This window comes from Bacteroides propionicigenes, assembly GCF_018390535.1.
Lineage (GTDB): Bacteria > Bacteroidota > Bacteroidia > Bacteroidales > Bacteroidaceae > Bacteroides > Bacteroides propionicigenes.
In genome coordinates, this window is sequence record NZ_JAHBBW010000002.1 from 524,124 (window position 1) to 549,054 (window position 24,931).

Annotated in this window: 30 protein-coding genes; 23 read left to right on the top strand and 7 right to left on the bottom strand. The window is 51.8% G+C overall.

The window, feature by feature from the left end; all coding sequences use genetic code 11:
- Positions 1-26 precede the first annotated feature (26 nt).
- The 18 genes from KG118_RS05125 to KG118_RS05210 all read left to right on the top strand — a co-directional run bounded on the left by KG118_RS05125 (position 27) and on the right by KG118_RS05210 (position 16,047).
- Positions 27-833, top strand: coding sequence for a phosphoesterase (locus KG118_RS05125; RefSeq protein WP_249671452.1), 807 nt, complete (start codon positions 27-29; stop codon positions 831-833).
- On the top strand, positions 821-3,145 hold the full coding sequence (locus KG118_RS05130; RefSeq protein ID WP_004293564.1) for a hypothetical protein: 2,325 nt from the start codon (positions 821-823) through the stop codon (positions 3,143-3,145). Before KG118_RS05125 ends, KG118_RS05130 begins: the two co-directional genes overlap by 13 nt.
- Positions 3,120-3,605 carry a crossover junction endodeoxyribonuclease RuvC gene (locus KG118_RS05135; RefSeq protein WP_004293563.1) on the top strand — a complete coding sequence of 162 codons (486 nt, stop codon included), beginning with the start codon at positions 3,120-3,122 and terminating at the stop codon, positions 3,603-3,605. The genes KG118_RS05130 and KG118_RS05135 overlap by 26 nt, the downstream gene beginning before the upstream one ends.
- 144 nt (positions 3,606-3,749) lie before the next feature.
- Positions 3,750-4,352: an RNA polymerase sigma factor gene (locus KG118_RS05140; protein ID WP_004322848.1), complete on the top strand. Its 603-nt coding sequence runs from the start codon at positions 3,750-3,752 to the stop codon at positions 4,350-4,352.
- Positions 4,330-4,947 (top strand): hypothetical protein, encoded by a 618-nt coding sequence (locus KG118_RS05145; protein ID WP_008672745.1) that lies wholly within the window; start codon positions 4,330-4,332, stop codon positions 4,945-4,947. The genes KG118_RS05140 and KG118_RS05145 overlap by 23 nt, the downstream gene beginning before the upstream one ends.
- Positions 4,944-6,299 (top strand): DnaB-like helicase C-terminal domain-containing protein, encoded by a 1,356-nt coding sequence (locus KG118_RS05150; protein ID WP_004293560.1) that lies wholly within the window; start codon positions 4,944-4,946, stop codon positions 6,297-6,299. The genes KG118_RS05145 and KG118_RS05150 overlap by 4 nt, the downstream gene beginning before the upstream one ends.
- A gap of 634 nt (positions 6,300-6,933) precedes the next feature.
- Positions 6,934-7,974, top strand: coding sequence for a toprim domain-containing protein (locus tag KG118_RS17615; RefSeq protein WP_004293559.1), 1,041 nt, complete (start codon positions 6,934-6,936; stop codon positions 7,972-7,974).
- Positions 7,971-9,728, top strand: coding sequence for a PHP domain-containing protein (locus tag KG118_RS05160; RefSeq protein ID WP_004293558.1), 1,758 nt, complete (start codon positions 7,971-7,973; stop codon positions 9,726-9,728). Before KG118_RS17615 ends, KG118_RS05160 begins: the two co-directional genes overlap by 4 nt.
- 73 nt (positions 9,729-9,801) lie before the next feature.
- A complete protein-coding gene (locus KG118_RS05165; protein WP_229119263.1) occupies positions 9,802-10,461 on the top strand; it encodes a DNA-methyltransferase in 660 nt (219 codons plus the stop codon).
- Entirely contained in the window at positions 10,454-10,996 is a 543-nt protein-coding gene (locus tag KG118_RS05170) for an HNH endonuclease (protein ID WP_004322855.1), read from the top strand. The genes KG118_RS05165 and KG118_RS05170 overlap by 8 nt, the downstream gene beginning before the upstream one ends.
- A complete protein-coding gene (locus KG118_RS05175; RefSeq protein WP_009316564.1) occupies positions 10,993-13,170 on the top strand; it encodes a helix-hairpin-helix domain-containing protein in 2,178 nt (725 codons plus the stop codon). The genes KG118_RS05170 and KG118_RS05175 overlap by 4 nt, the downstream gene beginning before the upstream one ends.
- A 6-nt stretch (positions 13,171-13,176) precedes the next feature.
- On the top strand, positions 13,177-13,944 hold the full coding sequence (locus KG118_RS05180; protein WP_008860772.1) for a 3'-5' exonuclease: 768 nt from the start codon (positions 13,177-13,179) through the stop codon (positions 13,942-13,944).
- Positions 13,941-14,300 carry a hypothetical protein gene (locus KG118_RS05185; RefSeq protein ID WP_009316565.1) on the top strand — a complete coding sequence of 120 codons (360 nt, stop codon included), beginning with the start codon at positions 13,941-13,943 and terminating at the stop codon, positions 14,298-14,300. The genes KG118_RS05180 and KG118_RS05185 overlap by 4 nt, the downstream gene beginning before the upstream one ends.
- Positions 14,269-14,790, top strand: a complete 522-nt coding sequence (locus tag KG118_RS05190; protein ID WP_009316566.1) for a hypothetical protein — start codon at positions 14,269-14,271, stop codon at positions 14,788-14,790. Before KG118_RS05185 ends, KG118_RS05190 begins: the two co-directional genes overlap by 32 nt.
- On the top strand, positions 14,771-14,929 hold the full coding sequence (locus tag KG118_RS05195) for a hypothetical protein (protein ID WP_008860769.1): 159 nt from the start codon (positions 14,771-14,773) through the stop codon (positions 14,927-14,929). Before KG118_RS05190 ends, KG118_RS05195 begins: the two co-directional genes overlap by 20 nt.
- Positions 14,930-14,932: 3 nt before the next feature.
- On the top strand, positions 14,933-15,232 hold the full coding sequence (locus tag KG118_RS05200) for a hypothetical protein (protein ID WP_004322861.1): 300 nt from the start codon (positions 14,933-14,935) through the stop codon (positions 15,230-15,232).
- A 22-nt stretch (positions 15,233-15,254) separates the two neighbouring features.
- On the top strand, positions 15,255-15,461 hold the full coding sequence (locus tag KG118_RS05205) for a hypothetical protein (protein ID WP_008860768.1): 207 nt from the start codon (positions 15,255-15,257) through the stop codon (positions 15,459-15,461).
- Positions 15,454-16,047 carry a DUF6549 family protein gene (locus KG118_RS05210; protein ID WP_008860767.1) on the top strand — a complete coding sequence of 198 codons (594 nt, stop codon included), beginning with the start codon at positions 15,454-15,456 and terminating at the stop codon, positions 16,045-16,047. Before KG118_RS05205 ends, KG118_RS05210 begins: the two co-directional genes overlap by 8 nt.
- Before the next feature lie 553 nt (positions 16,048-16,600).
- On the opposite strand, the gene KG118_RS05215 is transcribed toward KG118_RS05210, so the two are convergent.
- Together KG118_RS05215 and KG118_RS05220 are read right to left on the bottom strand one after the other, a co-directional pair.
- Positions 16,601-16,951, bottom strand: a complete 351-nt coding sequence (locus KG118_RS05215) for a WG repeat-containing protein (RefSeq protein ID WP_009316569.1) — start codon at positions 16,949-16,951, stop codon at positions 16,601-16,603.
- Between the two features lie 50 nt (positions 16,952-17,001).
- Entirely contained in the window at positions 17,002-17,397 is a 396-nt protein-coding gene (locus KG118_RS05220; protein WP_009316570.1) for a hypothetical protein, read from the bottom strand.
- A 135-nt stretch (positions 17,398-17,532) separates the two neighbouring features.
- Here KG118_RS05220 and KG118_RS05225 point away from each other — a divergent pair, with 135 nt between their 5' ends.
- From KG118_RS05225 to KG118_RS05235, 3 genes are read left to right on the top strand one after another with little or no spacing between them, the layout of a single operon-like run.
- Positions 17,533-18,141, top strand: coding sequence for a DUF4948 family protein (locus KG118_RS05225; protein WP_213388367.1), 609 nt, complete (start codon positions 17,533-17,535; stop codon positions 18,139-18,141).
- Positions 18,142-18,151: 10 nt separating this feature from the next.
- The gene (locus KG118_RS05230) at positions 18,152-18,433 is read left to right on the top strand and encodes an Imm17 family immunity protein (protein ID WP_009316572.1); all 282 of its coding nucleotides are present in this window, start codon (positions 18,152-18,154) and stop codon (positions 18,431-18,433) included.
- A gap of 4 nt (positions 18,434-18,437) precedes the next feature.
- Positions 18,438-18,833 (top strand): hypothetical protein, encoded by a 396-nt coding sequence (locus tag KG118_RS05235; RefSeq protein WP_018665652.1) that lies wholly within the window; start codon positions 18,438-18,440, stop codon positions 18,831-18,833.
- On the opposite strand, the gene KG118_RS05240 is transcribed toward KG118_RS05235, so the two are convergent.
- The gene (locus KG118_RS05240) at positions 18,817-19,185 is read right to left on the bottom strand and encodes a hypothetical protein (protein WP_018665651.1); all 369 of its coding nucleotides are present in this window, start codon (positions 19,183-19,185) and stop codon (positions 18,817-18,819) included. The genes KG118_RS05235 and KG118_RS05240 overlap by 17 nt on opposite strands.
- A 61-nt stretch (positions 19,186-19,246) precedes the next feature.
- Positions 19,247-20,077 (bottom strand): hypothetical protein, encoded by an 831-nt coding sequence (locus KG118_RS05245; protein ID WP_009316574.1) that lies wholly within the window; start codon positions 20,075-20,077, stop codon positions 19,247-19,249.
- Between the two features lie 273 nt (positions 20,078-20,350).
- Between KG118_RS05245 and KG118_RS05250 the strand changes: the two genes are divergently transcribed.
- Positions 20,351-21,109, top strand: coding sequence for a ParA family protein (locus tag KG118_RS05250; RefSeq protein ID WP_007564630.1), 759 nt, complete (start codon positions 20,351-20,353; stop codon positions 21,107-21,109).
- A 4-nt stretch (positions 21,110-21,113) separates the two neighbouring features.
- The gene (locus KG118_RS05255; RefSeq protein ID WP_005648607.1) at positions 21,114-21,371 is read left to right on the top strand and encodes a hypothetical protein; all 258 of its coding nucleotides are present in this window, start codon (positions 21,114-21,116) and stop codon (positions 21,369-21,371) included.
- Between the two features lie 188 nt (positions 21,372-21,559).
- Here KG118_RS05255 and KG118_RS05260 read toward each other — a convergent pair whose 3' ends face one another.
- The 3 genes from KG118_RS05260 to KG118_RS05270 are packed head-to-tail and all read right to left on the bottom strand — an operon-like array spanning position 21,560 to position 24,876.
- A complete protein-coding gene (locus KG118_RS05260; RefSeq protein WP_026314684.1) occupies positions 21,560-22,681 on the bottom strand; it encodes a fimbrillin family protein in 1,122 nt (373 codons plus the stop codon).
- Between the two features lie 45 nt (positions 22,682-22,726).
- Positions 22,727-23,647, bottom strand: coding sequence for a DUF5119 domain-containing protein (locus KG118_RS05265; RefSeq protein WP_213388369.1), 921 nt, complete (start codon positions 23,645-23,647; stop codon positions 22,727-22,729).
- Positions 23,644-24,876, bottom strand: a complete 1,233-nt coding sequence (locus KG118_RS05270; protein ID WP_179138481.1) for a DUF3575 domain-containing protein — start codon at positions 24,874-24,876, stop codon at positions 23,644-23,646. Before KG118_RS05270 ends, KG118_RS05265 begins: the two co-directional genes overlap by 4 nt.
- Positions 24,877-24,931 lie beyond the last annotated feature (55 nt).

A 24,931-nucleotide genomic window follows, 5' to 3' on the forward strand; every position in this document is an offset into this window, starting at 1 on the left:
CGCTGGCGGAAGGGAACCACGACAAGGTGAACCAGGAATCCCTGCGCGGATATTGTCATGTCTTCGACCGGCATCCGAATGTGACTGTCGTGGATGAGTACCTGACCCTGTGCCGCCCGGAATGGAAGTTCGCGCTCCATGTAATGAGCTATTTTCCGGAAGACGGCTCTTTTGCCGAAAGGCTCGGACGATTGGCTGCGGAAGCGCTTTCCGGAGAACCGGAGCACTTCCTCTACATCCATGAGGGTATCAACGGGGCATTGGCACAGCCTTCGGAAAAGGAACTGCCTGCCAGGATATTCTCTCCTTTCGACAAGGTCTTTGTCGGCCATTACCACAACCGTACCGTCATTCCGGGGACGGGAATCGAATATATCGGTTCCTCGCGCCAGCATAACTTCGGGGAGGACGAGGAGAAAGGATACACGGTGCTGTATACGGACGGCACGTACGAGTTTGTCAAGAACCGCGTGAACATGCGGTACCGTGTCATGGATATGCCGGCGGAACGTGCCGGGTTGCACCTGATGGACGAGCTGCGTGAAATGGAGGCCGATGGTCGCTACAAGGTCAAGGTGCGTGTCCATGCACCTGCCGCCGCGATGAAATCGGTGGACAAAGCCGCCTTGCTGGAAGCCGGAGCGGCGAAGGTAGAACTGGTTGCCGATGACGAGCAGCTGCCGGAGGCGGTATCCTCTTCGCTCTTCGAGAAATTCGACAGCCGCCGCATCCGGGAAACCTACGAGGACTTCTGCCGGGAGAAACAGATCGAGGATGTGTCGATGGGATTGGAGTATTTATCTAGAATAGAAAACAGATCATGTGGAAATTAAAGACGATAGAAGCCGAAAATCTCTGCGCCTTCCGTTCGCTGTCCTACATGCTGCGGCAAGGCGTGACGACATTGATTTTCGGCGATAACCGGGACAATGAGTCCCAGCAGTCGAACGGGGCCGGCAAGTCTGCCCTGTTGGAATGCATTGCCGTGGGTATCACGGGCAGCCCGCTTAGAAAGATACGCTCGGAGGAGATTATCAACGATGCAGCGGAAGAATGCCGTATCGCTTTGCGTTTCATCAACGATTCCGCCGCCGAGGAACTGCTCGTCAACCGCCGTATCCCGCGCAAGGGGGCTTCCTCTGTCAGCTGTACGCTTTACCGTGGCGGCAAGCAGGTGGTAACCGATGAAGCGGTACAGCCTTCGGTGGATGCCTATAACCGGTATATTCTTGACAAACTGGGTATCACACGCGACGAGCTGCTCAACAATTTCATCCTTTCCAAATACCGGTATGAGGATTTCCTCTCGTCATCGGACAAGGAGAAGAAAGAGGTCATCAACCGCTTTTCCAACGGTATCCTGGTGGATGAAGCCATCGCCAAAGTGGAGGAAGACATCGTGCCGCTCTCTGAAAAGAAACGGCAGGTGGAACTGGAACTGGCCGGGTTGGACGGGCGTATCGGGATGTTACAGGAGCAGATACGCAAGGAGGAGGAAGCCGGAGCCGAGCGGGGGCGTACCCGTGTGGAACGTATCATGGGACTGGAAACGGCCATAGCGGCCAAGAGGGAGCAGATCCGTACCGGGCACGAGAACGTGGACAGGCTTGAGGAACAGCTTGCCGGAGTGCAGCGGGCGGACGAGGCTTTGCAGGAACTGGAAGCCGGAGATACCGCATTGGAAGCATGTCTGGAAAAGATAGCGGAAATGATGTCCCTCTTTCCCGATGCCCGGCAGACGGACTGGGACAAGGTCATTGCCGAAAAGAAAGGACGGTTACAGACCGCCACAGAGCGGCTGAAGGATTGCGATGCCGTCTTGAAGCAGGCGGAACAGGAACTGAAAAACAGGACTGACGGCTGGGAACAGTTCAAGAAGGAGTATGCCGCATTCTGTGAGGCATACAGGGATCAGTCCGATACGACTGCGGAGAGACTGCGGGAAATCGACATCCGTCTGCGCGACCTGTCCGGCAGCATCGAGGAACTGCGTCATAAACGGCGTATCGTTTCTGCCGGTATTGACGGCCTCTCGAACAAACTGGCCGGCTCCATCACCTGTCCTTTCTGCGGGCATGAGTTTCTGGTGGCAGAACCACAGTTCGACATCGAGGCCGGCATGAAGGAACTGAAGCTCCGTCAACGGCAGCTCACGGAAATCAACGGCCGTATCGATGAGAAGCAGGAGGAGACGGATGCCGTGGAGTTGCAGCAGAACCGGCTGAACCATGAGCGCCGGATATTGGAAGGCAGACGCACCGGATGGGAGGAGCAGCTGGCCGGGCACGAACGGGCCATCAGGAATGCCACCCGCCACGTGGAAGAGGTGGAAAGCGGGCATAAACGCATCGCTTCCGAAATTACCGCCCTGCAAAGTGAAATCGAAGGTGTCCGCCGCAAGGTATTCGACGAGGTGTTCGGATTCATAGACGAGCGCAATGCCGCACTGAACCGCGGCATACGGGTAGGCAAGGAAGATATACAGGCTGCGGCCTGCGCCATCGACACTTTGCAGGCCACGATCCGGGAGCTGGATGAGGCGGCTTCACCCGACCTCATACAATCGCTCAAGGACACTCTCCGTGAAACGCGCGGGAAGTCCAACGAGGCGGCAGGGCGCAAGACGGCCGTCGATGCCCGGGTCCGTGCCCTGGAGATACAGCGGGAACGGTTCGTGCAGTTCAAGACCTATCTGGCCAACACGAAAATCGAGGCGCTCAGCCGTATCACCAACGAGTTCCTGCAAGACATCGGCAGCGACATCCGTATCCGCTTCGACGGGTATACCGTCCTCAAGAGTGGTAAGGTAAGGGAGAAAATCTCCATCTCACTGCTGCGCGACGGCATGGACTGCGGCTCGTTCGGCAAGTTTTCGGCAGGCGAAGCCGCCCGTGTGAATTTGGCGACCATCCTTGCTATGCAGAAACTCGTGAACAGCAACTGCGACGGGGACAAGGGACTGGATCTGCTCGTGCTGGACGAGATACTCGAGGCGGTCGATGAAGCGGGGCTGGCCTCCATGTTCGAGGCGCTGAACTCGCTCGGCGGTACCGTGCTGGTAGTCTCGCACGGGAATGTGGCTGAAGGCTATCCGCATAAACTGGTAATCGTGAAAGAGAATGGCGAATCGAGACTCGGAGAATAGCGTACTGACCCGGGAGCAGGTACTGGCGCTGGACATCGCCACGCATACCGGATACTTCTCCCTGCATGAGGCCGGGACATGGAACTTCACCGAAAGCAAACGGCGCAACGGCAACAAGATGCACGGCGCTTTCAGGACTACGCTGCTCTCGCTGCTCCGTCGTTACGGCATCCGCCGCGTCGTGGCCGAGGATGTGAGCGTGAACCGCCATTTCTACGACATGCGGCGGCTCTCGGAACTCAGGGGTATCCTGCTCGAAGTGTGCGATGAACTGGATATCCCGGAACCGGAGTTCGTCAACCCGGCTGTCCTCAAGAAATGGGCGACGGGAGACGGACACGCCACCAAGACGCAGATGGTCGCGGCCTGCAAGGACAGATACGGTATTGTCCCGGTGGATGACAATGCGGCGGATGCCTGCCACCTCTTCTACTATTACATCCGCAGGCACAGGCTGTGACAAGCCGACAACGGTTTGGATTTTTTCCGGGCGGCGGTAATGCTGCCGCCCGTTTTTTCAATTGACGCTCACGGTAGCTGACAGATTAGGACATGAGATTCATTATCAACCTTTTCAGTCAGTGGAAACGTGGAAAAGAAAGATGTGTTTATTGCGGTTCTCCAGCCTGAAGACGAATCCGCGAGACAGAGGGCGGAACTTCTCAGAAAATATGTGATGCCGCACAAGAATCTGATATACAGCATTTGTATCAAATATACCTATAACCAGGAGGACATCGAGGACAACTACCTCGAGGCGTTGGCCAACTTCTTCAAGTATATGGACAGTTATGACCCGGCCCGTCCGGTAAAGACCTGGATCTATGCCGTGACCAAACGGCTTGTGGCGGACCTGAACAACCGCAACAGGAACCGCATGCCCCCGGACGACAATATCGACATTTCGGAAATATCCTCTTCGCTGTCGGATGAGGACGAACCGTCGGGAAACAGCATGGGGATGGACAACTACCGCGAGTTCTATAACGATGACATCCTCTGGGCACTGGACCGGCTCAAACCGATTTACCGGGAAGCCCTGCTCTTGCAGCAGGCTGGTTACAAACTCGGGGAAATCATGGAAATCACCTATAACAACGGTACTTTGCAGACCAGGAACGTAGAAACGGTAAAAAGCCGCATCTTCCTAGCCAAGACGCAGCTGCGCAAACTATTGACACGCGATGGAGAGAAAAGAATGGATTGACGGATGCCGGAGGCTCTTTACACGGCTGGTCCGCACCACGGTGTGGGCGGATTTTGTGTTCCCTACCGGCGGCAAGTCGGACAGGCAGCTCGGGATGTGTTTCGACGGCTTGTGCCGGGAGGTCGTCTCCGTCAGTGCGGAACGCCTGTCCGACTTCTGTATCTGCCAGACATATGCCATTTCCGGATATGATACCGCGTATCGCAGGAAATGGAACGTCTCCCATTCATTCGGAAAGAAAGCCATCGGCCGCTATCTCCGCTCGGGAAAGGAACGCCGCTACCGGGAGGACCGGTGGCTGAAGAGTTTCGGGCTGTCACGGCATGATTTGGCGCGGGCAGTGGAAGACCGCCGCAGCCATCCGTTCGGGCGTTTTATTTATCCGGAATACGAGGAGACGACCAAGCGGCGACTGCTCTCCACCGAAGCGGGATATCTCGTCTGTGCGCTCTCCACGCTGATGTGGACGCCTTTCTCCCCGTCATGCTCAAAATGTGCGAAAGCGGAGCCATGCCGCAGAAGGACACAGGCGCGCTATCCGGAACTGTACCGTATCCGCTGTGAGGCGTGGCGGAAAAAGGAGGCGAAGCCATGAGTGCCGTCAATCCGCTCAGTGCCGAGTTCCTGTATGAACTCTATGCCACGGCGCTCAGACAGGAACCGTTGTGTGCTGTCCTAGCCCGGCATATGCGTAAGGAATACCTGCCGGACCGTTCGTTCCAGCAGGTACAGGAGGCGATAGCCGTACACTTCAAGACATACAAGACACCGCCGTCGTATGCCGTGCTGGCACAGACCTTCCATGAGGATTACGACGCCATCGAGCTGATAGACACTTTCCGGGAGTATGACGAGGGACAGAGTGCCGAGGTGATGACCGACATGCTGGAGTCCTACATCAAGGGGGTCCGGTTGCAGTCGGTCTATGCGGAGGTCGGGAAACTGTATAACGAGAACAAACAGGACAAGGCGGAGAAGACTCTTCGGGAATATGCCGAGTGGCTGGCAGGGTTCACGCTGAAGAGTTCCTCGTTCGTCGATGTGGCCGCGACTTTCAAGGAGCGTTTCGAGAGGAACCGCCGGCGCGAGGAGGAAGAGGAACGCTCGGCCGCCCCTCGTGTGTCCCGCTTCTACATCCCGTATCTGGATGCGCTCAATGCCGGACGTAACCTGCGAGGTCAGCTGACCTGTTTCCTGGCCAGCACAGGCGTGGGAAAGTCGCACATCGCCAAATGGATCGGTGTCAGGGCGGACATCGATGACGGGCTGCATGTGCTGCATTTCCAGCTGGAAGGTTCGGAAGAAGAGGCGTTGAACGCCTATTCCGGCGGACTGATTTCCAGGAACGCCTACTATTACGAGCGGGGAAAGATTTCGGATACGGAGATGAGACATCTGGAAAAACTGGTCGCCTCGTATGCCGGAAGCATCACGGTGCGCAGTTACCCGCGTTTCAATGCCCAGGTCTCGACACTCGACATCAAGAACGGCATTTCGGAATACAGGAAGCTCAAAGGATATAATCCGGACATCGTGATTGTGGATTCGATGGACTTGCTGACGGATGCCAACCGCCGTTCATGGGGAGCCGACCATGAACGGGCGAAGCGTATCGCGGTGGCTAATGACCTGAAGGACCTGGCGGCGGACGAAAAGGTATGGATGGTGGTGACTTACCAGTCTACCATCGAAGACCGGGAGTGGCTGAATGACGAGCGGAACGTGCTGACCGAGTACAACTGTTCGGAGGCCAAAGGTCTGGCCCGCCCGTGCACGCACCTTGTTTCGCTCAACCAGTCATCGGCTGAAAGAAAGGAGAACGTTATGCGCTTGCACGTGGCCAAAAGCCGGTTCTTCAAGAAAGGAGACACTATCAGGATTGCCACCGACTACGACAATGAGGTGTTCTATGACGGGCAGAGGACACTGAATCTGAACAGGGAATAAAAAGCCATCGATCCGGATGCGGCGTGTCGGTGGCTTTTTGACTTGTAACGACTGGAATGTTGAGAATATATGGCAGCTTACATGCGTAAAACCAATTCCGGACAGATACGATTTTTATTGTATGCCCTTTGTATTCCGCCATATCGTCCGTTCCCCATGTTATCAACAGCAGGTTTTCACATTTCAATTCCTCTGCCGCCTCCAAGACTTTCAGTTTCCGCTCACGGGTCTTGGCGTTCGAGATATCATACGACCTTTGTTCGAGGAAAGTTCGAATGACCTCGCAAATACAAATCCGTTATTTGTAGTAATTGGAAAACGATACTTTTCATTCAGTATGTTTATTGTACTGCACAAAAAATACGCTTTTTTTATGTAGAGAGTGATCATTTTAGAAAAGTACATCTCTACACCTGATAATCAGCCAATGCTGATTATCAATCTCCTTATTTATATATTGTTTTATCGATTAGACAAAAGCAGTCATTTTTTGTCCAGCCGGGAAGACAATTTCTCTTTTCCTTTGGGTGGAAAGACCTTCCATGATTCTGCCGGTCTATTTTTATTGGGCTAATCCGGATTCTTTTTCCAAACATTTCAAACCAACCTGTAGCGGTCACGACTATACCTTAATATGGAACTGTCGGTACAGGAATATCAATATCTGGTTTCGGAGATAACCCGCGAGACGGGTGCCAAACGGGACGGGAGCGGTAAGAACCTTATCGTTCCGCGCTGCCCGTTCTGCGGAAAGTCGGGCGGTAAGTTCGGTATCTACATCGGCAAGGCGACTGCCCACCGCCGGCCTTTCATGGCCCACTGCTTCTCCTGCGGGGCATCCACCCGTACATTGGAGCAACTTCTGGCGGCTATCGGTCGCATGGACCTGATGGTTTTGCAGACAGCTGACATTGCCGCACCGTTGAACCTGCACCTGCTGGAGAAGGACGAGGCGGAAGAAATAGACGACGAACTGGTGCCGGTCGAATTGCCGGACTTTTACAAGCGCACTTTCCGGCATCCGTATTTGCAGCGGCGCGGCTTCTGTTTCGACGATTACGAGTATTTCCCGGTCGGGATAACCGGCAGGCTCAATCCGCGCTACGCGGACTATGTCGTCTTTCCGGTCATCGATGACTGTACGGTTGTCGGCTATGTCTCCCGCCATACCTGGCCGAAAGAGGATATAGACGCCCACAACCGCAAGACCAGACATAGCGGCGGGTACAAGATCCTGCGTTACCGGAACTCCACGGAAAACGACTTTTCCAGACTCCTTTATAACTACGATGCCGTCCGTATGGATGAAACCGATACGGTCATCCTCGCGGAAGGTATTTTCGATGTCATCGCCCTGACCCGCAGACTCGAACTCTATGACAATTCCCATGTCGCAGCCGTGGCCACTTTCGGAAAGAAAATATCCGATGTACAGATCTACAAGCTGCAATCGAAAGGCGTCAGAACCGTAGTCATCGGTTACGATGGTGATGCCGTCGAGTCGGTAAAGCGGACGGCTGAACGGCTGAAACCCTATTTCGAGGTTTTCATCGCGGACATTGCTGATGCCGCCAAAGACTGGGACGAACTCACGGAAGCGGAAATCTACGGGATTTTCGCCTGCCGCCTGCTGTCCGTCCTTGAATACAAACTCAAAAAAGTACAGGAAAGATGATACAGGAACTTTTCTCATGGCTCGATGCACAACGGATAACCTATATCCCGGTCGATACGGAAGTGGTGGATATTCCCGGCTTCGGGCGGCTTTTCACGGCCGACCTGTCGGGAGTGGAATCCATCTTCCGCGGCGACGGGGACAAGCTCGTGTTCAACCTGATGGAAAGTCCGGATGTGCTGATGGAAGAAGGAATCTTCCATGTGGCCTTCCCGTTCGGCAGGAACTGGTACTACTATGACCTGCGGGAAGAATTCCGTTTCAACCTGCTGAAATATATCGGCCGGCCCAAGCCTCCGGTACATGATGTACCTTTCGTGAACCTCGGCATCCATACCTCCTACGAGCTGCTGAACGCCTGCTGCTCGCCGGAAGATTTGTGCCGCAAGGCGAAATGGCTCGGGCATACGGCTGTCGGCATCTGCGACCGCAATACAATGGCCGCCACGCTGAACCTTCAGAAGGAGTGCGCCAATACCGGGCTGAAACATATATTCGGCTACTCGCTGACAATGATGCACGAAGAAGAACGTGTCGGGCTGAAGATTTATGCCTTGGATAACGAGGGGCTGCATAATCTGCTGCGCATCCAACGGGCCGTCATGGTCGATTCGGAAGACAACACCCTCCGCTATGAACAGCTGCTGATGTATGCCGCAGGTTGTGTGGTGGTTTTCGCCATCCGTTCCGTCTACTGGATGGCCGGACACCCCAAACAGGTGAAGCGTATCCGGAAAGGTGCCGAAGCGGTCTATTACCAGGTCGACGCCAACGAATACAAGGCGGACCGCATCGACAGGGAGCAACTAGAAGCCCTGAAATATTATTTCGGCAACTGTTATGATGCCGACACGGATTCATTTACAGTAGAACCAGTCCTGATTCCGGACTGCTACTACATGGACAAGGACGATGCAGGGTACAGAATCGTGGTGAACAAGATTGCCACGGGAGCCGCCCATGAACAGAGCGATGACCAGTATTTCAAGACAGCGGATGAATTGTATGACACGCTCCGTCCTCTGTTCTCCGGGCAATGGGACTTCGATTCCCTGTTTAGGCGCATGTGCCGTCCCACGGTGGAGATTGCCGGACGTGCGGACGCCTCATTCGAGACCGGGCGAATGTTCATGCCGGAATACCGTATGCGACCGGAAGAGCGGGAACGGTATGGTGACCGCCGTACGATGTTCCTCCGACTGCTTGACGACGGGCTGGACCGGAAAGTGCCGGAACCGGAGCGGGAACGCTATCGGGAACGGCTGGACGAGGAAGTCTATATCATTGAATCGACCGACAATGTGGACTATTTCCTGGTGCAGTGGGATATGGTGCGGGAGGCGCACCGGAGAGGCATCGCAACTGGTATAGGTCGCGGTTCCGCCGGGGGCTCGCTGGTTTCCTACTTGCTTGGCATAACCTCCATCGACCCGCTGAAATACGACCTTATCTTCTCGCGCTTCCTCGTGCCGGAACGCTGCGGGCTCAGCTGGAAAGACGAACTGACGGTGCTTGCCCCGGACATCACACTCGGCAAGGGCGAACGCTATGTGGAGATGGAATCTGAAGGCAAGACTTACCGTCTGTGCACGGATGCCCGGATGCGGGTAATCCGTAACGGAGAAGAGCGGACGATATACGCAGATGAATTGATGTGTGGCGACGAAATCCTTTTTGACCGCCGAGATTGCTTGTGGAACCTAAAGGAACTCGAAACCCATGAATCCGACCTACGAACACCACCGTCCCTATGACGGTTGCGACCTTTACCGGGGCGATGCACTCGATGTGCTGCCCCTGCTGGCTGAAGAAGGCATCACTGCCGACATGGTATTGTCAGACCCTCCATACGGTACGACACATTGTCGATGGGACGCCGTGATAGACATCCCCGGGATGTGGAATGCTGTACAGGGCATATCCAGACCTGACACTCCCGTACTGCTGTTCTGCCAGCATCCTTTTACGAGCCTGCTGGGCAGCTCCAATCTCCGCAGGCTGCGGTATGCCTGGGTATGGGAGAAGACGCAGGCGACAGGCTTCCTAAACGCCAGGCGTATGCCGATGAAGGCGCACGAGGACATTCTGGTCTTTTACGACAGGTTGCCGAAGTATCATCCGATCAAGACGGACGGGCACAAGCGCAAGGTCGTGATGGCCGAACATCAGCGGAAATGCGATGCCGGCGAGATATACCGGAAGCACGATAATTTCCGGGATTACATATCCACGGAACGCTATCCGCGCAGTGTGCTGAAATTCAAGACGGACAAGCAGCTCTCCTGCCTGCACGCGACACAGAAACCTGTCGCCCTGCTGGAATACCTGATACGCACCTACACCGACGAAGGAGACATCGTCCTCGACTTTGCGATGGGCAGCGGCAGTACAGCCGTGGCCTGCCGGAATACGGGACGCCGGTTCATCGGCGTGGAGATAGACCTGGGAATTTTTCAGACAGCACTAAACCGTATAACCCATGGCTGACACCCGGGAAATCTGGGTGGATATCAAGAACTATGAAGGAAAGTACAAGATCAGCAACCTCGGGCGTGTCAAGAGTCTGGAACGGCAAGTTTCGCATGACGGTATCACCTGGACACAACCCGAACGTATCATGTGTCATTGGTGTGGGACGACTTCGCTCTATGACTGTGTCCGACTCTACAAGGGCGGTGTCGGAAAGAAGTTCTCCGTGCACCGTCTGGTGGCACAGCACTTCCTGCCCGACTGGAATCCGGGACTGGAGGTGAACCATATCGACGGGAACCGCGACAACAACCGTGCGGATAACCTGGAAATGTGTACGCACCAGCGGAATATGGAACATGCCATAGCGGGTGGCCTCAAACGGGATTACGGCGAGAAAAGCGTGAACGCCAAACTGACCAACGGGCAGGCGGAAGAGATACGGGTGAGGTATTCCTCCGGCCAGGCTTCCCAGAACAGCCTGGCAAAACAGTACGGTGTCAGCCGCCAGACGGTAAGCGCGATAATACGATACAAGAAATATATCAGATGAAAGTAACACATATAAGAATCAGGAAAGCAGACGGACCGCTGACGGTCATGGATGCCTTTGTGGACAAAGGACTGACAGAAGGCGGCCACGCTTCGCTGCCGGACATAGATGTCGACTATGCCTCCGACCGGCGGCAGGAGATCAAGGATTACCTGGAAGAACGGTACAACGCGGACGGCCGCCAGCGTGTCTTTTCCGCCGGCACCTTTACCACGATGAAACTGAAAGCCGCCTTGAAGGACGTGGCACGCGTACACCGCGTGCCTCACTCCATCGTGAACTATATTACCGCCATGATAGATGACGGCACGGACTGGACAGGACTGTTCAGACAGGCTGCCTTCAACAGAAAACTTCGGGACTTTATCCAGACCTATCCGCTGGTCATCGAGGACGTGCAAGGATTGCTCGGACAGCCCAAAGCGGCCTCCATACACGCCTCGGCCATCGTTGTCACACCGGACACGCGGGACGGCAGGCCCGCCGAATGCTTCGATTTCCTGCCGGTCCGTAAGATGGACGGGGCACTGGTATCGGAGTTCGACGGCTATTCGGTCGATGAGATCGGATTGTTGAAGGAGGATGTGCTGGCGACAAAGGAACTTGCCAAACTGAGTGCCGTCATCGCGTTGGTCAACCGGAATTTCGGGCAGGAACTTACTATCGGGCGTATTACGCAGGATATGCTGGAAGACGGGAAGACCTACCGACTGCTCTCGGACGGCAACACGCAGAATGTGTTCCAGTTCTCTTCGCCGGGCATTACCCGGTTTATCCAGGATGTACAGCCGGAGTGTATCGAGGACCTGATCGCCATCAATGCCCTGTACCGTCCCGCCACACTCGACATCGGTGCCACCGATGATTATGTCCGTTTCAGGCGTGGCGAAGTGGCCCCGGTCTATAACTACGGCTGTTATGAAGCAACGAAGAACACTTTCGGAATCATGGTCTACCAGGAGCAGTTCATGTCCGTTGCTCATACGCTCGGGGGATTCGACCTCGGGAAGACCGACTATCTGCGCAAGGCCATAGGAAAGAAGAAAGCCGACCTGATGGCCACGCTGAAGGCGGATTTCATTGCCGGAGCCGTCGGGAACGGATGCCCGGACTATGAGGCGGAGGAAATCTGGCACAAGATAGAGGTAGCCGGGAAATATTCGTTCAACCGTTCCCATGCCGCGGCATACGCCCTTACAGCCTATTGCGGGGCATGGCTCAAGGCCAATTACCCCTCGGCATTCTACACGGTGGCATTGCAATGGGCGGACGACAAGGAGATTCCTTCGTTGATGGCGGAGATGGAACGCTGCTCGTCGGCCAAGATCGTGCCGCCGGACATCAACCGCTCCGGGACGGAGTTCTTCACCGACTATGCCACCGATGAAATCTTCTGGTCGCTTACCCGTATCAAACAGGTCGGTGTCAAGACAGTGGAATACATCGTCACGGAACGCGACCGGGGCGGGGCATATACCGGTATCGAGAACTTCATCCACCGCATATTCCGTTACAAACTCAAGAAATACAGTTACTGGGACGACCCCGACAACGCGGAAGAGGCCGTGAAAGTCCCCGTGAACGCCCGGCATGTCAAGCACATGATCCTTGCCGGATGCTTCGACCGTATCGAAAAAGTCGGGGCGGTTACCGAACGCTGCGCGCTGCTCGAACGCGCAGCACGGGAACTGGGATTCTCCCTTTCTGAAAAAGACTTCCCGCAGGACATGCGCGGGCGGCATTTCTTCTGGTCGCAGCAGCAGATTGCCGTGTCGGGCATAGGCAGCATCGATTATCGCCGCATCTTCAACAATTCGGAAGCCCGCAGGCAGGTCAAGGGAAAAGCCTCTTACCTGACCCTGGACGAGGTGGCACGGGACGAGAACGACGGCAGGCGTGCGACTGTCTGCGCCACGGTGGTGGATGTAACCGAACATACCTACAAGGACAGGGAGACGGGAAGCCGGAAGCGTTTCGCCAAGCTGACACTCTCCCAGAACAACCGTCTGGCGGAATGTGTATGCTGGAACGACTATTACATGGAACACCACACCGTGATCCAGTCGCTCAAAGACCGGGTGGTCATCCTCACTGCCGTCATCCGTTACAGCGACTACAACGGATGCAATACATTACAGACCTATAGGAACTCATTGTTATTCATTCAATCCTGAAAAGATATGGCACCCAAGACAGAACAGAAGATATATGTAGGCATCGGGCTGGACTTCGAGACCGGAGGGCTGGACTGCCGTGAATGCGCCTGTACACAGATCGCCCTGCAAGCCGTCCGTTTCGACACATGGCAGGTATTCGACCGCTATCAGGCGTATATCGCCCCCTACGGGAAACAGGACGCGGGGCTTCCCCGACGCAAGGTGTTGCGTACCCGCCATGAACAGGCGAAAGAACCGGAATATGTCCCGATGAAGTACGAACAGACGGCATTGGACTATTCCGCCATTACCATGGAGATGCTGCGCACACAGGGTGTGGACATGAAGAAAGTCGCCGGAGAAGTCATCGCCTTCGCCAAACGCAGCACCCTCTCGAAGGGCTATCAGTGCAAGCCCGTGCTGGTCGGACAGAACATCGCTTTCGATATCGGATTCCTGCAACAGCTGATGAACTATGCCGGACTGGCCGCCGAGTTTGAAAAGACCTTTTCCGGTACCAAGGACTATTACGGCAACTTCCAGCCGCACTACATCGACACGCTTGTCATGGGACGGTTGGCTTTTGCCGCTGATCCGGAGGTTACTTCGTATAAACTGGAACTGGTAGCCTCAAAATTGGGGGTGGAACTGGACGATGCCCACGATGCGGCTGCGGATGTGACGGCCACGCTTGACATCCTGGGGGTCTATACCTCCCGTCTGCGCCAGACGGAAGGGGCGGCAATCGCTACACAGAAGAAAGAGAAAACCCGTAAATATTTCAAGATATGAGTATGGACACGAATAAGGAAGCCCAAGGCATTGACCGGGAACAGATTCCCGAGACCATTACATTCCGTACGGCGGACCGGATGACCTACGGGGCGCTGGGCTATGACGGGAACGAACTGATGGCGTTCATATCGGGCTACGACCTGGAAATCAAGTTCAACCTGCGGCTCATCAACTCGCTAGCGGATGCGGAGGCGTGTGCCGATGCGTTGGCCCAGGTATTCTATGACGCATTAATGGAGCAGTTGCTCAATGAAAAGGCGGATTTTGTAAAACCTCCGGGATACAAACCCGCTACTCTTTCAGAAAAGGAAGGAAGAACCGATGTCAGACAAGATAACGAACACGCAGGATAGGCCGGAAGAGAAACCGCTCACGGAGCAGGAGCTGCAATTCTGCAACCTCTATGTGAACGGCGGGCTGGAATATGCCGGACGGCCGAAAAAATGCTTTGTGGAGGTATTCGGTGAGGATACGGTGAAGAACCCGTATGCTTCGGCCAATTACCTGATGAACAAACCGCATGTGCTGGCACATATCAAGGCATTGCTCTCCTCGGAACGGTTCGAGATGGAGACGATGGCTGTAAAGCTGCAGGTGACCGAGACTCTCAAGGCAATCATGGACGAGACGGCCACTTCGGACTATACAGACCGTTTCGGTGTGCCGCTCTCTCCGGCACCGCTCAGGGCCGTGTCGGTCAATGCCGCCAAGGCGCTGATGGATATCTTCCCCATCAGGCACAAGGAGGAGAACCGCCTGCGTATCGAAGGCAGCGACGGCAATGTTATCTTCAATGTAATCGTACCCCAAAATCCTGTAAAAGATGGCGAAGCGGAAACGTAAAATCACTAAGGAAGAAATCGCCTGGTGGGTCTATCTGGCGATGATGATCGCGCTTGTCATCTATGGGTTCCGGGATAGTGCGGCAGCCGAGACTCTGCTGAGGGCTATCAGGGACGCATTCTCACTTTTAATGGAATAAGATATGGAACAACTCAAAGAATTTGTAATGAAGTACTTCAAGATCATTGTCGTGGTACTCTCGTTCTCGCTGACACTGTACATACAGCATGTCAACAACACCGCCCAAATTGCAGAACTGGAAACCAAATGTATCGGTTTGGAAGTGGAAATCAAGAACCAGTATGACCGTATCAACGCCATGAAGCTGGACAAGTCCGTGTTCGAGGCAACCATGATGCAGCTCAACACGGTACAGAATGACCTGCACGAAATCCGTGCCGATATCCGTGAACTTCTCAAATGTCAGGGAACGCACAAGTAAAAACATCATGGAAAGACCAGTTATGAAAAAGAATGCATACGTTACCATCATCGCTTCGCCTGAACTCTCCGAAATGAGGTTGGACGAACTGGTCGGTCGCCGTGGACTGGTCGTTGAAGACCTCCCGCAGAACCGAAAAAAGAACCGGGGCGGCCTTGTATTGTTGGAAGAAATCTATATGGATGAATTTCTGTGGTTCATCCCCGAAGAATCAGTATCATATGAGTAGATTAAACAGAATACTTCTGGCAACGGTGTTGCTGCTCTGTAGCATCCTCTGGCTGCAGCACCGGCGGACAATACGCCTCACGGAAGAACGCGACCGATTCCGCATGAACAGCACCGCACTGCTTTCCGATGTGAAGCGGATGCAGATCGATTCAGCGACGATGGTCCTCGATGCCAAGGCATTGCGGCTGACTATAGATGAGTATAAAGAGTTCCGTGCCAAGGATGCCGAGACCATCGAAAGGCTAGGCGTGAAAATCAGGAACCTCGAAGTGGCTGCACGGCATGAAGTCGAAGTGAAAGCCCCGATAGATGCCGCCATCCGTGACACGCTCATTATCCGTGATACCGTTCCACTGCTGCGGCAGAAGGTGGAGATGGTTACACCGTATATCCAACTTACCGGGTTGATCGAGAACAAACGGCTCAAAGGCGACATCAAAGTTCCGGTAACCCTCAATCAGGCGGTTTGGGTAGAATACAAGGGATGGTGGTTCTGGAAGCGTGTAAAGGCTATCCATCAGTCCATTTCCAGTGACAACCCGTATGTGGAAATCAGGTATTCGGAATATATACGCATACAGTGAAAGAACATGTGTCTTTTATATGTGAAAAGTTCCTGTGACGCCGGTGCGCCAAGGGACTTTTTGCTTTTAGATGTGTTAAAGGCAGATGAATATTCATGCAATGGTTTCCCCGGGATTAGTTTTCAGGTGAAAAATTAAATAACAGATATATTCATGGCAACAATAAAAGTTAAATTCCGTGCCTCTTCCGTCGAGATGAAGGAAGGCTCGCTCTACTATCAAGTGATTCACAACCGTCTGGCAAGACAAGTACATACCGGCTACAAGCTTTTTCCCTCGGAATGGGATGCCGGCATTTCCGAGATCGTGATGGATTCCGGCACGGAAGGGGGGGCGCAGGAATTACCTGCTCTCCGTGAAGACTGCCCTAGCAGAAAACTTGTCCCGTTTGAGAAGCATCATCGCACAGCAGGGATGTTTTTAGAAAGCCTTTCAAGCTCCCGTCCGTGTTTCGAAACGATAAATATCTATGTATCTGACGCATGTATTGTCTCGTTCATCCATAAACCCAAATCGGTTTCCCTTGCGGCATTTTCAAGTCTCTCAAGTAAGACTATTGTTGTCTGTTTTCTTCACTTCTATTCCCTTTCTTGTCGATGTAATACCATTCGTCGCTTTTCCAATAGTGGTATTCTCCGTCCGAACCCGGCACTTCTTTCATTTCTCCCTTGTCGGTTACTTTTGCCTTGCCGTTCTCGAATGGGAAGCCGAAGGCGAAGCGGGGCTTGATGACCGTCCTGCCGCTTTCGTCCGCGTACCCGATACGCCCTCGCTTGTCCACGATACGGTACAATCCCTCGCTGACATAATCGTTGCCATTGTCACATTGAAACACGCCGTAGTGTTTCATGGAACTGCAACCGCATAATAACATTATCACAATTATCGTTGGAATTTTGCTCATTGTCTAAATTTTAAAATATCAGAACCATAAACTATTACCATTCTTCCCGCTCATTGATACACAAAGAAAAGCCAATAGGCTATGCCCAAATTAATCAGAAACAGACCAAGCGGCAATAGTAACTGAAGCCAGAAATAGTTTTTATCCTTTCTTTCAGGATAAAGGCGGTAATAGGCACGCTCCCGCGCTTTGGTAAAGTACTTCTTTTCAATCTTTGAATACACCTCTACTGCTGCCCAGACCAAGCCGACAGACAAAGCTGACGGCAGCCACAACGGTATTACCCAGTATAGGAATCTTATTATAAGAAGCGAAGGGACAACAGCGAAAACCCACAAGAAGATAGCATCCAACGGCATAGACCACCTGTTGTGGATGCGTCGTATGCGACCCGCATAATACAGGTGGTCTATTATGCTGAACTTATATTTCCGTTTGAAAGCCATAGCTGATTTCCATTTTTACAAAAATACTGTTTTTACGGCAGACAAAGAGCATCCGGCACATTGTTTTTCGGCATAACGTGGTGATTGAGTGGACGAAAAACATTATTTTTGCGTTCGGAATCACGATTATCGGCTATGGCGAGTAGATTTCTGCAAGTATTATTGTCGGCAACTGTAGTGGCTTTCATTGCCGTAGGGTGTGGCAACAGAGGTTTCAATCCTCCGTCTGACGAGGATATGATTCATAATTTCTATGCCCATGAAGATGCGTTTAATGAAATAACCGAAATTCTGTTGAATTGCCCGTATGGCGACATTTACCCTCCGTTCTATCCAATCGGGAGCGCAACGGATTCATTGTGTTTGTCAAGTCTTGGCAATGAAAAATGCACGCATCTTGATTCCCTGCTTGCATCGGTGGGTGGTAGGAGATTGTATTTCAAAAGCCGGCATACTTTGTGGCAGATTGAACATGGCGATTTTAGCTCAATTCCTCCCATTGAGGAACTGCCCGACACCATTGTTCCAAGCATCTCTATCATTTACTATTCTGCCGGTTGGTCTGTCGGGCCGAGTGTGGACAAGCAGTATGCTTACAGGTTCGCGGAGGACTCAACCTATGCGGTCAATTGGGAACTGAACGACCTGATTGAGCTTGTTAGGAATGATCCGGATGCACCGGGCGGTATGGCATCAAGACACATTGAGGGCGATTGGTATATTGAATTATGGTATGACAAATGATAATTATGCAATGAAAGTTACCGATATATACGAAGCTATGAACAGCAAGGCGGAAGCGTTTTTCGAGTGGTTGCAGGCTCACCCTAAATACGGGTTGCTGTTTGGTGTCGGGTTGCTTGCCCTATGGCTTGCAGGGTTGCTGTTCCGTTGGAAATGGGCATGTGAGTGGCAGTTTCATGGAAAGCTATGGTTCTTTGATGATTGCAAACCCGAAACACGCCGACGGATTAAGATAGTGCTGGTCAGCGTTCTGATTATCCTCATATTGGTCGATTTCTTTGTATGGAGGTGAGAGCATGGATAAGGACAATCGCAAATACCGGTTCTGCTTCATCGACTATATGTGGTATGTAGCCGAAAAATGGAGCGAGCGAGAGCATAACAATCTCAATGGGAGAATGTTGCTTTTCCTATGCTGGCTGTTTGCCATAACCATACCGCTTGGAATACCGCTACTATTTCGCCTTTTCAGTTGGATAATTGCTTTTGCCATAGTAATGATTCTTTGCTTTCTTCCCGACTTATTTTGCCAGCTCCGTTACACAGCCGGGCGGCGTGAAGCGCTCCGTAAATATTACGGAAAGATGAAACACTCCGGCAGGAAGCTCGCCAAAATAGTCCTTATCGTCATCGCCCTGACCGTAGCGAATTTCCCACTAATGTTTCACTTCGGATTTATACATTGGGCATGACAATGCCTGCCACTACCGCCACTGCAATGACAACGGCATAGTACACCTCTATCGCCTTTTTCCAATATAGAGGACGCAAATCAAGTTCTTCTCGGATTTCCATTCTCCAATCAGAAGGTTTGAACTGAAATCCGGAGATGCACCATGCTGCGACAACCGCCCATCCGATCAATATGCCGGTAACTATTTTCTGACCGTTATTCGGGTCGTCTTTTAGCGTAAGTAATGCCACCAAAATTAATGAGAGATAGGGAAGTCCAATTATCCCACCAGCCCGACGCTCCACCCAATCATGCCCCCCTTTCCTTCGCAGCATATCGTAGGCAAGGATGTATGCGGTTTTATGTATCATCGCAATCAAGCGAAATAAATGAGGTCTTCCTGTTTCTGCTCTTTTCATACTTTTGTAGGTTTTAAAATTCCGTATCTTCCGTCCATTCCAGAGAGTCCACCGGACAAAGCCCGGTGTTTCTCACCTCGTACCACCCGGTCAGCAGTACCCTTATGCTGTCCGGCGTATATCCCTTGACCCATGTACATTCGACAAACTTCTGGCTGCCGTCTTGGATTTCATCAAAGGTGGCATGGTTCAATAGCCCTACACGGAACTCTCCTCCCATATCTTCCTCCCTTACCTGCATGACATAGACCGGTTGCCCGTATCGGGATGTGCGACCGTCCTGATTAATCAGATATTGCAAGGCTTCGCTGGGTACTTCCTGACGGGCTCCTACCGTGATATGCAGCGCAAGGTAATCCCTCCACCTTTGCGGAACTTCCGTCCGTGTGTTCTCCACCGGCTCCGCCTTGCGCCCGTCTATCCGCATCAGTGTGCTTGGCAACAGGTACATTTCGGCAATCATCAGAAAGCCGAGGGAGAACAGGAAGAAGTAACATCTGAAGGGGCTGAACCTGCGTCCCTCATAGTGCTGCATGACCGCTTCCCTTCGTGAAAACGGGTATATCCGACCATTCGATAGATAGTGGAGAATTGCGACGATTCCGGCTATCATGGCGACTGTAAACCACTCAAATACCGTGGAGTCGAAAAGGAAATGAGCGGTTGTAAGGAAGATCGGCTCATAGATAAATATCATGATGCAAAGCATCAGCATGGACTCCCCGTCGGGGCGTCTTGGCTCGCCCTTGTAATGCCTCTGTGCCATTTCTCCCAACCAGAACAGGTAGTCGAAGAAATAATAGCGCCGTTGTCGTTCTTGCTCCTTATAGTCCCGTTTCTTCATTCTAAATATAATATTTGGTGGCTAACCGACCTTTAGGGGAGGTTACGCCGTTTGCTATCTACCGTTGTTTGATTTCTTTCGTTTAATATGTCTTTGATTAATTCCGGTACAGAAACAAAACGTACCGAAAGGTGGAAACCGGATTTATTTCGGTACGCTTCCCCGATCGGCACAAAAAACACGCAAAAAACGAAAAATACTACTTTTAGTATTTTAGTATATTAGTTTTTGACTATATTTGCGGACATGACAACCATTTAAAAAACTGAATTTATGAGCAAAGCAAAAGTAATCTCCGTATTGAATCACAAAGGGGGAGTAGGAAAGACCACAACCACGATCAACCTGGGCGGCGCGTTACGTCAAAAAGGGTACAAGGTTCTTTTGATCGACCTTGACGGACAAGCCAACCTGACTGAATCGCTGGGCTTCTCCGCGGAGCTTCCCCAAACGATCTACGGTGCGATGAAAGGCGAATACGACCTGCCGATCTACGAGCATAAGGACGGTCTTAGCGTCGTTCCCTCCTGCCTGGATCTCTCGGCCGTTGAAACGGAGTTAATCAACGAGGCCGGGCGGGAACTTATCTTAGCCCACCTTATCAAGGGCCAAAAGGAGAAATTCGATTATATCCTGATCGACTGCCCCCCCTCGCTGTCGCTGCTCACGCTTAACGCACTGACGGCCTCGGATCGGTTGATTATCCCGGTTCAGGCTCAATTCCTGGCAATGCGTGGAATGGCCAAACTTATGCAGGTCGTCCACAAGGTGCAGCAACGTTTGAACTCGGATCTTTCGATAGCCGGGGTCCTGATAACCCAGTACGACGGAAGAAAGAACCTGAACAAGAGCGTTTCGGAACTGGTACAGGAAACATTCCAGGGCAAAGTGTTCAGCACCCATATACGCAACTCCATTGCGCTGGCCGAAGCCCCGACACAAGGGCAGGATATTTTTCACTATGCCCCCAAATCTGCCGGGGCAGAGGACTACGAAAAGGTATGTAACGAACTGCTAACAGAAATAAAGTAACCATATGGCAAAGAAGAACGATTTAAAAAACAGTATGTCGGCCGGGCTGACCGGGGGATTAGACAGCCTGATCCAATCCACGGCCGGGCAAAAAGAGGCTCAAAAGCCGAAGAAAGCGAAAACCGTGCATTGTAATTTTGTCATGGACGAAACCTATCACCAGAACTTAAAGCTGATCGCGATCCGCAAAGGCGATTCGCTAAAATCGGTATTGCAAGAGGCTATATCTGACTACTTGGATAAAAACAGTTCCCTGCTATAACAGCGTATCGGGAATATACAGGGCAAACACTCCACAAAAGAAATTCTCCAGGAAAAAGGTACGCAAAAAGCACCCCTACACATCAAAAAGTATATTGAAAATGCGATTCCCTATAAAAAACCCGTTGGCAGGGTTAATCTTGCGTATGTTTAACCTGCCAACGGGTACGATATTAATAAACGTTTGGATTAAGGTTGGACGTTTACGTCTTTATCTGCATCAACCCAGCCTGTTGTCTCTGCATCAAACTGGATCGGATTCAACACAGCCTCTCCCTGATCATCATAACCACCACCGAAAATCAACGTGTAGATATGACGCTTGCCCTGTTCCCATGTATCTCCGAACGGAACATAAATTGTTTTGTATTCGCTTGCTGAACCCAACAGATAAGCTCCGGACTGCCGGATTTTGCAGGCGATCTCCAGATAACATTGCTTCGCATTATCGGCCTCCAACTTGCTTTTGGTGGCTGTTTCGGAAACTTTCCAAGCAGTCAGCTCCTGTGGTATATTCAGCATAGGAGTATTTGTGGTAATATCGGTAGCTTCGGTATTGCTATTGACCGTGATGTTTGCGTTTTTCACTACGGTAAATGCGTGTGGAAATGCTAAATCAGACGAACTCCAACTTCCCGTTCCATCGGCTGCCGCAGGCAATGTGAAGGCGCCGGCAAATTTGAAATTATGAATCTTGATCACGTCGATGTCCACCTGCATGTTATCGTATTGGGTCTTTGCTTTGAATACGACCTGTGACAGAATATGTTTGAAATTAAATTTCACTATTCCGTTGTTCATGTCTTTTGTCTGGCCTTTGGCCATGGCATACATCACGTCGTAGTTTGCATGAGTAGTACCGCTTCCATACTCATCCATGCAGGTATAACTTATCTTTTGGACATCCTTGGTGGCTTCCCAACTATAAAACACTATCATGTCTTCACTAACCGTTCCGGGATTGAACGCGTAAAAGTCCAAAGCCTCGGTAGGCCAATAACGAAGGTCGTTCGCATCGTCATAATCCCACTTACCATTTTTGTACACGATCTTCACTCCGTCATGTCCAAAATCCGTGTCTACCTTTCCCATGAAGGCAGTACCATCCGTCGTAAAAGCGAACACGTCGAAATCGGTGCTCGTCAAGTTGTCGGGGGTAGTAGGGATAGCCCTCGTTTCCGCCGCATTACTTAACACGTTAAAACCAATCGCATTCCGTGAGGAGGTTTCCACATTCGCAATCTCCTCGTCTGAGCAACCCATGAGTAGAGCTCCAAAGATTGCCCAAAGCATTACTGTACTTTTTTTCATAAATAAAAACAATTTAAATTGATACATATAATTAACAAACTCGTATTACAACACTATATCCATATTCACATCATCCCAATCATCAACGTCCACATCAAATCCCGCACCGTCACTTCCCGGCTCGGATGGTACCTCATAATCAAAATTCAACACCAGATGCACATCACCGACATGCCCCGCTACCGGGACATCATGCACTTGGTCGCTCACGTCCTGTTCCAATACAGACATGCTGCCGGAACGGTTCTTGAGATACAGCCGGAAAACATTGGGCTCTCCTTCAAGTGCGGAATGTCCAAACGTATAGAATCCGCCTATAATCTGATTCCGTGAAACCATTCCATCAAAGAGCAGGCTCTCCGAAAGATCGGCGGGCAAACTGTCGCCGGACATGTTAAGCGAGCCGGACATGCCGGAAAGAGCGGCCCGCAAATCCGCCACCCTATCCAGTCCCCGAAGACCGTTCACCTCATACGTGTAGTGACATACCATGTTTACGGGAGTTAGCCGTACTATCTCCGCGCTACCTCCCGGAATGTCCTTGAGGATAACTCTGTCTATATGGTCGCCACACAGCCAGGGTGGGGTGACGGCCATTGTCCGGTTATCCGGCGACTGAACATCACGCGTATCGGCAGTAAAAAGCGTGTAACTGCCGTTTCCTTTCCAAACCATCCCGTCGGTATCGTAGTTGAAGCAAATTACCCGGTAATCATTCTCGGGTAGCTCCACTTCCCCATCCTCTCCTCCGGGGAAATCAAATGTCCACGTGTTGCTTTCATCGTCGGTCGGATAAAATACGACCCTCATGCCTTCAGGCTTGTCATGATTGGAAATCTTGGTCCAGTCGAATACTACCCGCACCGTGACAAAGTGCGGATGATCGTAACATAAATCCTTATGCTCACAAGCCGTCAGTCCTATCCATAAAAATATGGACACCAGACAAAAGCGTATCCGTATCACTGCCTGCCTCCTTTCTTCCCGTTGTAGTTGCCACGGCCGATCAACCACACCAAAGAGATCCCCGCCTTGGTCGGGCCGAACCAGCGGCGGTTTTTAGTGGTCTGCCATACATAGTGACCGTCCAAAGGGATGTACTCCTTGTACGATCCTCCAAGGTAGCCGATTCCCAACGTGAAATCCACATTGAACCGATGTCCCACAGGTAACGAGTAGCCGTAAGCCACGCCTCCCCCGTAACTCCATTTATCCCCCAAGTAACCTTTCCCACCCAATTCGAAATCATAGGTGACGATCTGCCCGTACAATCCGACATGATGCCCGGAAAACGGTTTTTCCACCGCTCTCCGACCGAACCAGCGGCGCAACTCCACATCTCCCCCATAGATACGCCAGTAGTTATGCTTCCGATCACTTTTCCACCAGGCATACATCCAATTCCCGGCCACAGACCAGTTCTTCCCCAAACAGAACTCAACCCCGATGTCAGGTATCAAAACAGCGTCATAAAGCAAGTTTGTTTTCACCGCCATGCAAAACGGCCGTTTCTTTACCGGAGCTATGACGGTAACGGTATCACGGATGCACAACGTATCACGTGTATGTATATATACCGTATCTCTGACGGGATTCATCGGATCACTATCATAGCATATTTTCACCATCGACGAACGAAGTTTCGGAAAATGGAATTTATACAAATATGAGTATGGCCTCCCCCCTTTCAGTCTTTTCAGTTCTCCCCCCAAATAAGGGCTGTCCTGGTTTTCCAAACGGACGATCTTCTCCAACAAACGAAGGACATCCTCCCTCTCCGGAACATTCACATCCGCTCTCACCATCGTTATAAGTCCGTTCCAGTCACTTCCCGAAAAATGAAAATCCTTCTCCAATACCGGAATCTTTATATAAGGTGATATATACCGCCACAAAACCTCTGCTCGTTTTTCAGACAGCCTTCCATTCAATAGCCCCCCTCCTTCCGGGGAAGCTCCTCCTATTATTTGAATTTTCCTGATAAGACGGACGGAGTCGTTCAATGCGGAACAGATTTTAGCAAACCGCTCCATCTCGTTCCCATTGTCAAGTAAACATGTATCTATATTTACCTTTCCTTGATGAAAATAGATCCTTACCGAATCACGCTTCTCCTGAGCGGATATTTCTCCGCTTATACTCAACACGAGCACGAACAATACACATTTAATATAAAAAAAACATCTTTTCGTCATTTAATCATTTGTTAATATGACAATCCAAACCCAGGCTTTTACACCCCTTGAATTT

Coding starts and splice junctions, on each gene's coding strand:
- KG118_RS05130 (WP_004293564.1), top strand. CDS start 821: ATGTGGAAATTAAAGACGATAGAAGCCGAAAATCTCTGCGCCTTCCGT.
- KG118_RS05135 (WP_004293563.1), top strand. CDS start 3,120: ATGGCGAATCGAGACTCGGAGAATAGCGTACTGACCCGGGAGCAGGTA.
- KG118_RS05145 (WP_008672745.1), top strand. CDS start 4,330: ATGGAGAGAAAAGAATGGATTGACGGATGCCGGAGGCTCTTTACACGG.
- KG118_RS05150 (WP_004293560.1), top strand. CDS start 4,944: ATGAGTGCCGTCAATCCGCTCAGTGCCGAGTTCCTGTATGAACTCTAT.
- KG118_RS17615 (WP_004293559.1), top strand. CDS start 6,934: ATGGAACTGTCGGTACAGGAATATCAATATCTGGTTTCGGAGATAACC.
- KG118_RS05160 (WP_004293558.1), top strand. CDS start 7,971: ATGATACAGGAACTTTTCTCATGGCTCGATGCACAACGGATAACCTAT.
- KG118_RS05165 (WP_229119263.1), top strand. CDS start 9,802: ATGGTATTGTCAGACCCTCCATACGGTACGACACATTGTCGATGGGAC.
- KG118_RS05170 (WP_004322855.1), top strand. CDS start 10,454: ATGGCTGACACCCGGGAAATCTGGGTGGATATCAAGAACTATGAAGGA.
- KG118_RS05175 (WP_009316564.1), top strand. CDS start 10,993: ATGAAAGTAACACATATAAGAATCAGGAAAGCAGACGGACCGCTGACG.
- KG118_RS05180 (WP_008860772.1), top strand. CDS start 13,177: ATGGCACCCAAGACAGAACAGAAGATATATGTAGGCATCGGGCTGGAC.
- KG118_RS05185 (WP_009316565.1), top strand. CDS start 13,941: ATGAGTATGGACACGAATAAGGAAGCCCAAGGCATTGACCGGGAACAG.
- KG118_RS05190 (WP_009316566.1), top strand. CDS start 14,269: ATGTCAGACAAGATAACGAACACGCAGGATAGGCCGGAAGAGAAACCG.
- KG118_RS05195 (WP_008860769.1), top strand. CDS start 14,771: ATGGCGAAGCGGAAACGTAAAATCACTAAGGAAGAAATCGCCTGGTGG.
- KG118_RS05200 (WP_004322861.1), top strand. CDS start 14,933: ATGGAACAACTCAAAGAATTTGTAATGAAGTACTTCAAGATCATTGTC.
- KG118_RS05205 (WP_008860768.1), top strand. CDS start 15,255: ATGAAAAAGAATGCATACGTTACCATCATCGCTTCGCCTGAACTCTCC.
- KG118_RS05210 (WP_008860767.1), top strand. CDS start 15,454: ATGAGTAGATTAAACAGAATACTTCTGGCAACGGTGTTGCTGCTCTGT.
- KG118_RS05215 (WP_009316569.1), bottom strand. CDS start 16,951: ATGAGCAAAATTCCAACGATAATTGTGATAATGTTATTATGCGGTTGC.
- KG118_RS05220 (WP_009316570.1), bottom strand. CDS start 17,397: ATGGCTTTCAAACGGAAATATAAGTTCAGCATAATAGACCACCTGTAT.
- KG118_RS05225 (WP_213388367.1), top strand. CDS start 17,533: ATGGCGAGTAGATTTCTGCAAGTATTATTGTCGGCAACTGTAGTGGCT.
- KG118_RS05230 (WP_009316572.1), top strand. CDS start 18,152: ATGAAAGTTACCGATATATACGAAGCTATGAACAGCAAGGCGGAAGCG.
- KG118_RS05235 (WP_018665652.1), top strand. CDS start 18,438: ATGGATAAGGACAATCGCAAATACCGGTTCTGCTTCATCGACTATATG.
- KG118_RS05240 (WP_018665651.1), bottom strand. CDS start 19,185: ATGATACATAAAACCGCATACATCCTTGCCTACGATATGCTGCGAAGG.
- KG118_RS05245 (WP_009316574.1), bottom strand. CDS start 20,077: ATGAAGAAACGGGACTATAAGGAGCAAGAACGACAACGGCGCTATTAT.
- KG118_RS05250 (WP_007564630.1), top strand. CDS start 20,351: ATGAGCAAAGCAAAAGTAATCTCCGTATTGAATCACAAAGGGGGAGTA.
- KG118_RS05255 (WP_005648607.1), top strand. CDS start 21,114: ATGGCAAAGAAGAACGATTTAAAAAACAGTATGTCGGCCGGGCTGACC.
- KG118_RS05260 (WP_026314684.1), bottom strand. CDS start 22,681: ATGAAAAAAAGTACAGTAATGCTTTGGGCAATCTTTGGAGCTCTACTC.
- KG118_RS05270 (WP_179138481.1), bottom strand. CDS start 24,876: ATGACGAAAAGATGTTTTTTTTATATTAAATGTGTATTGTTCGTGCTC.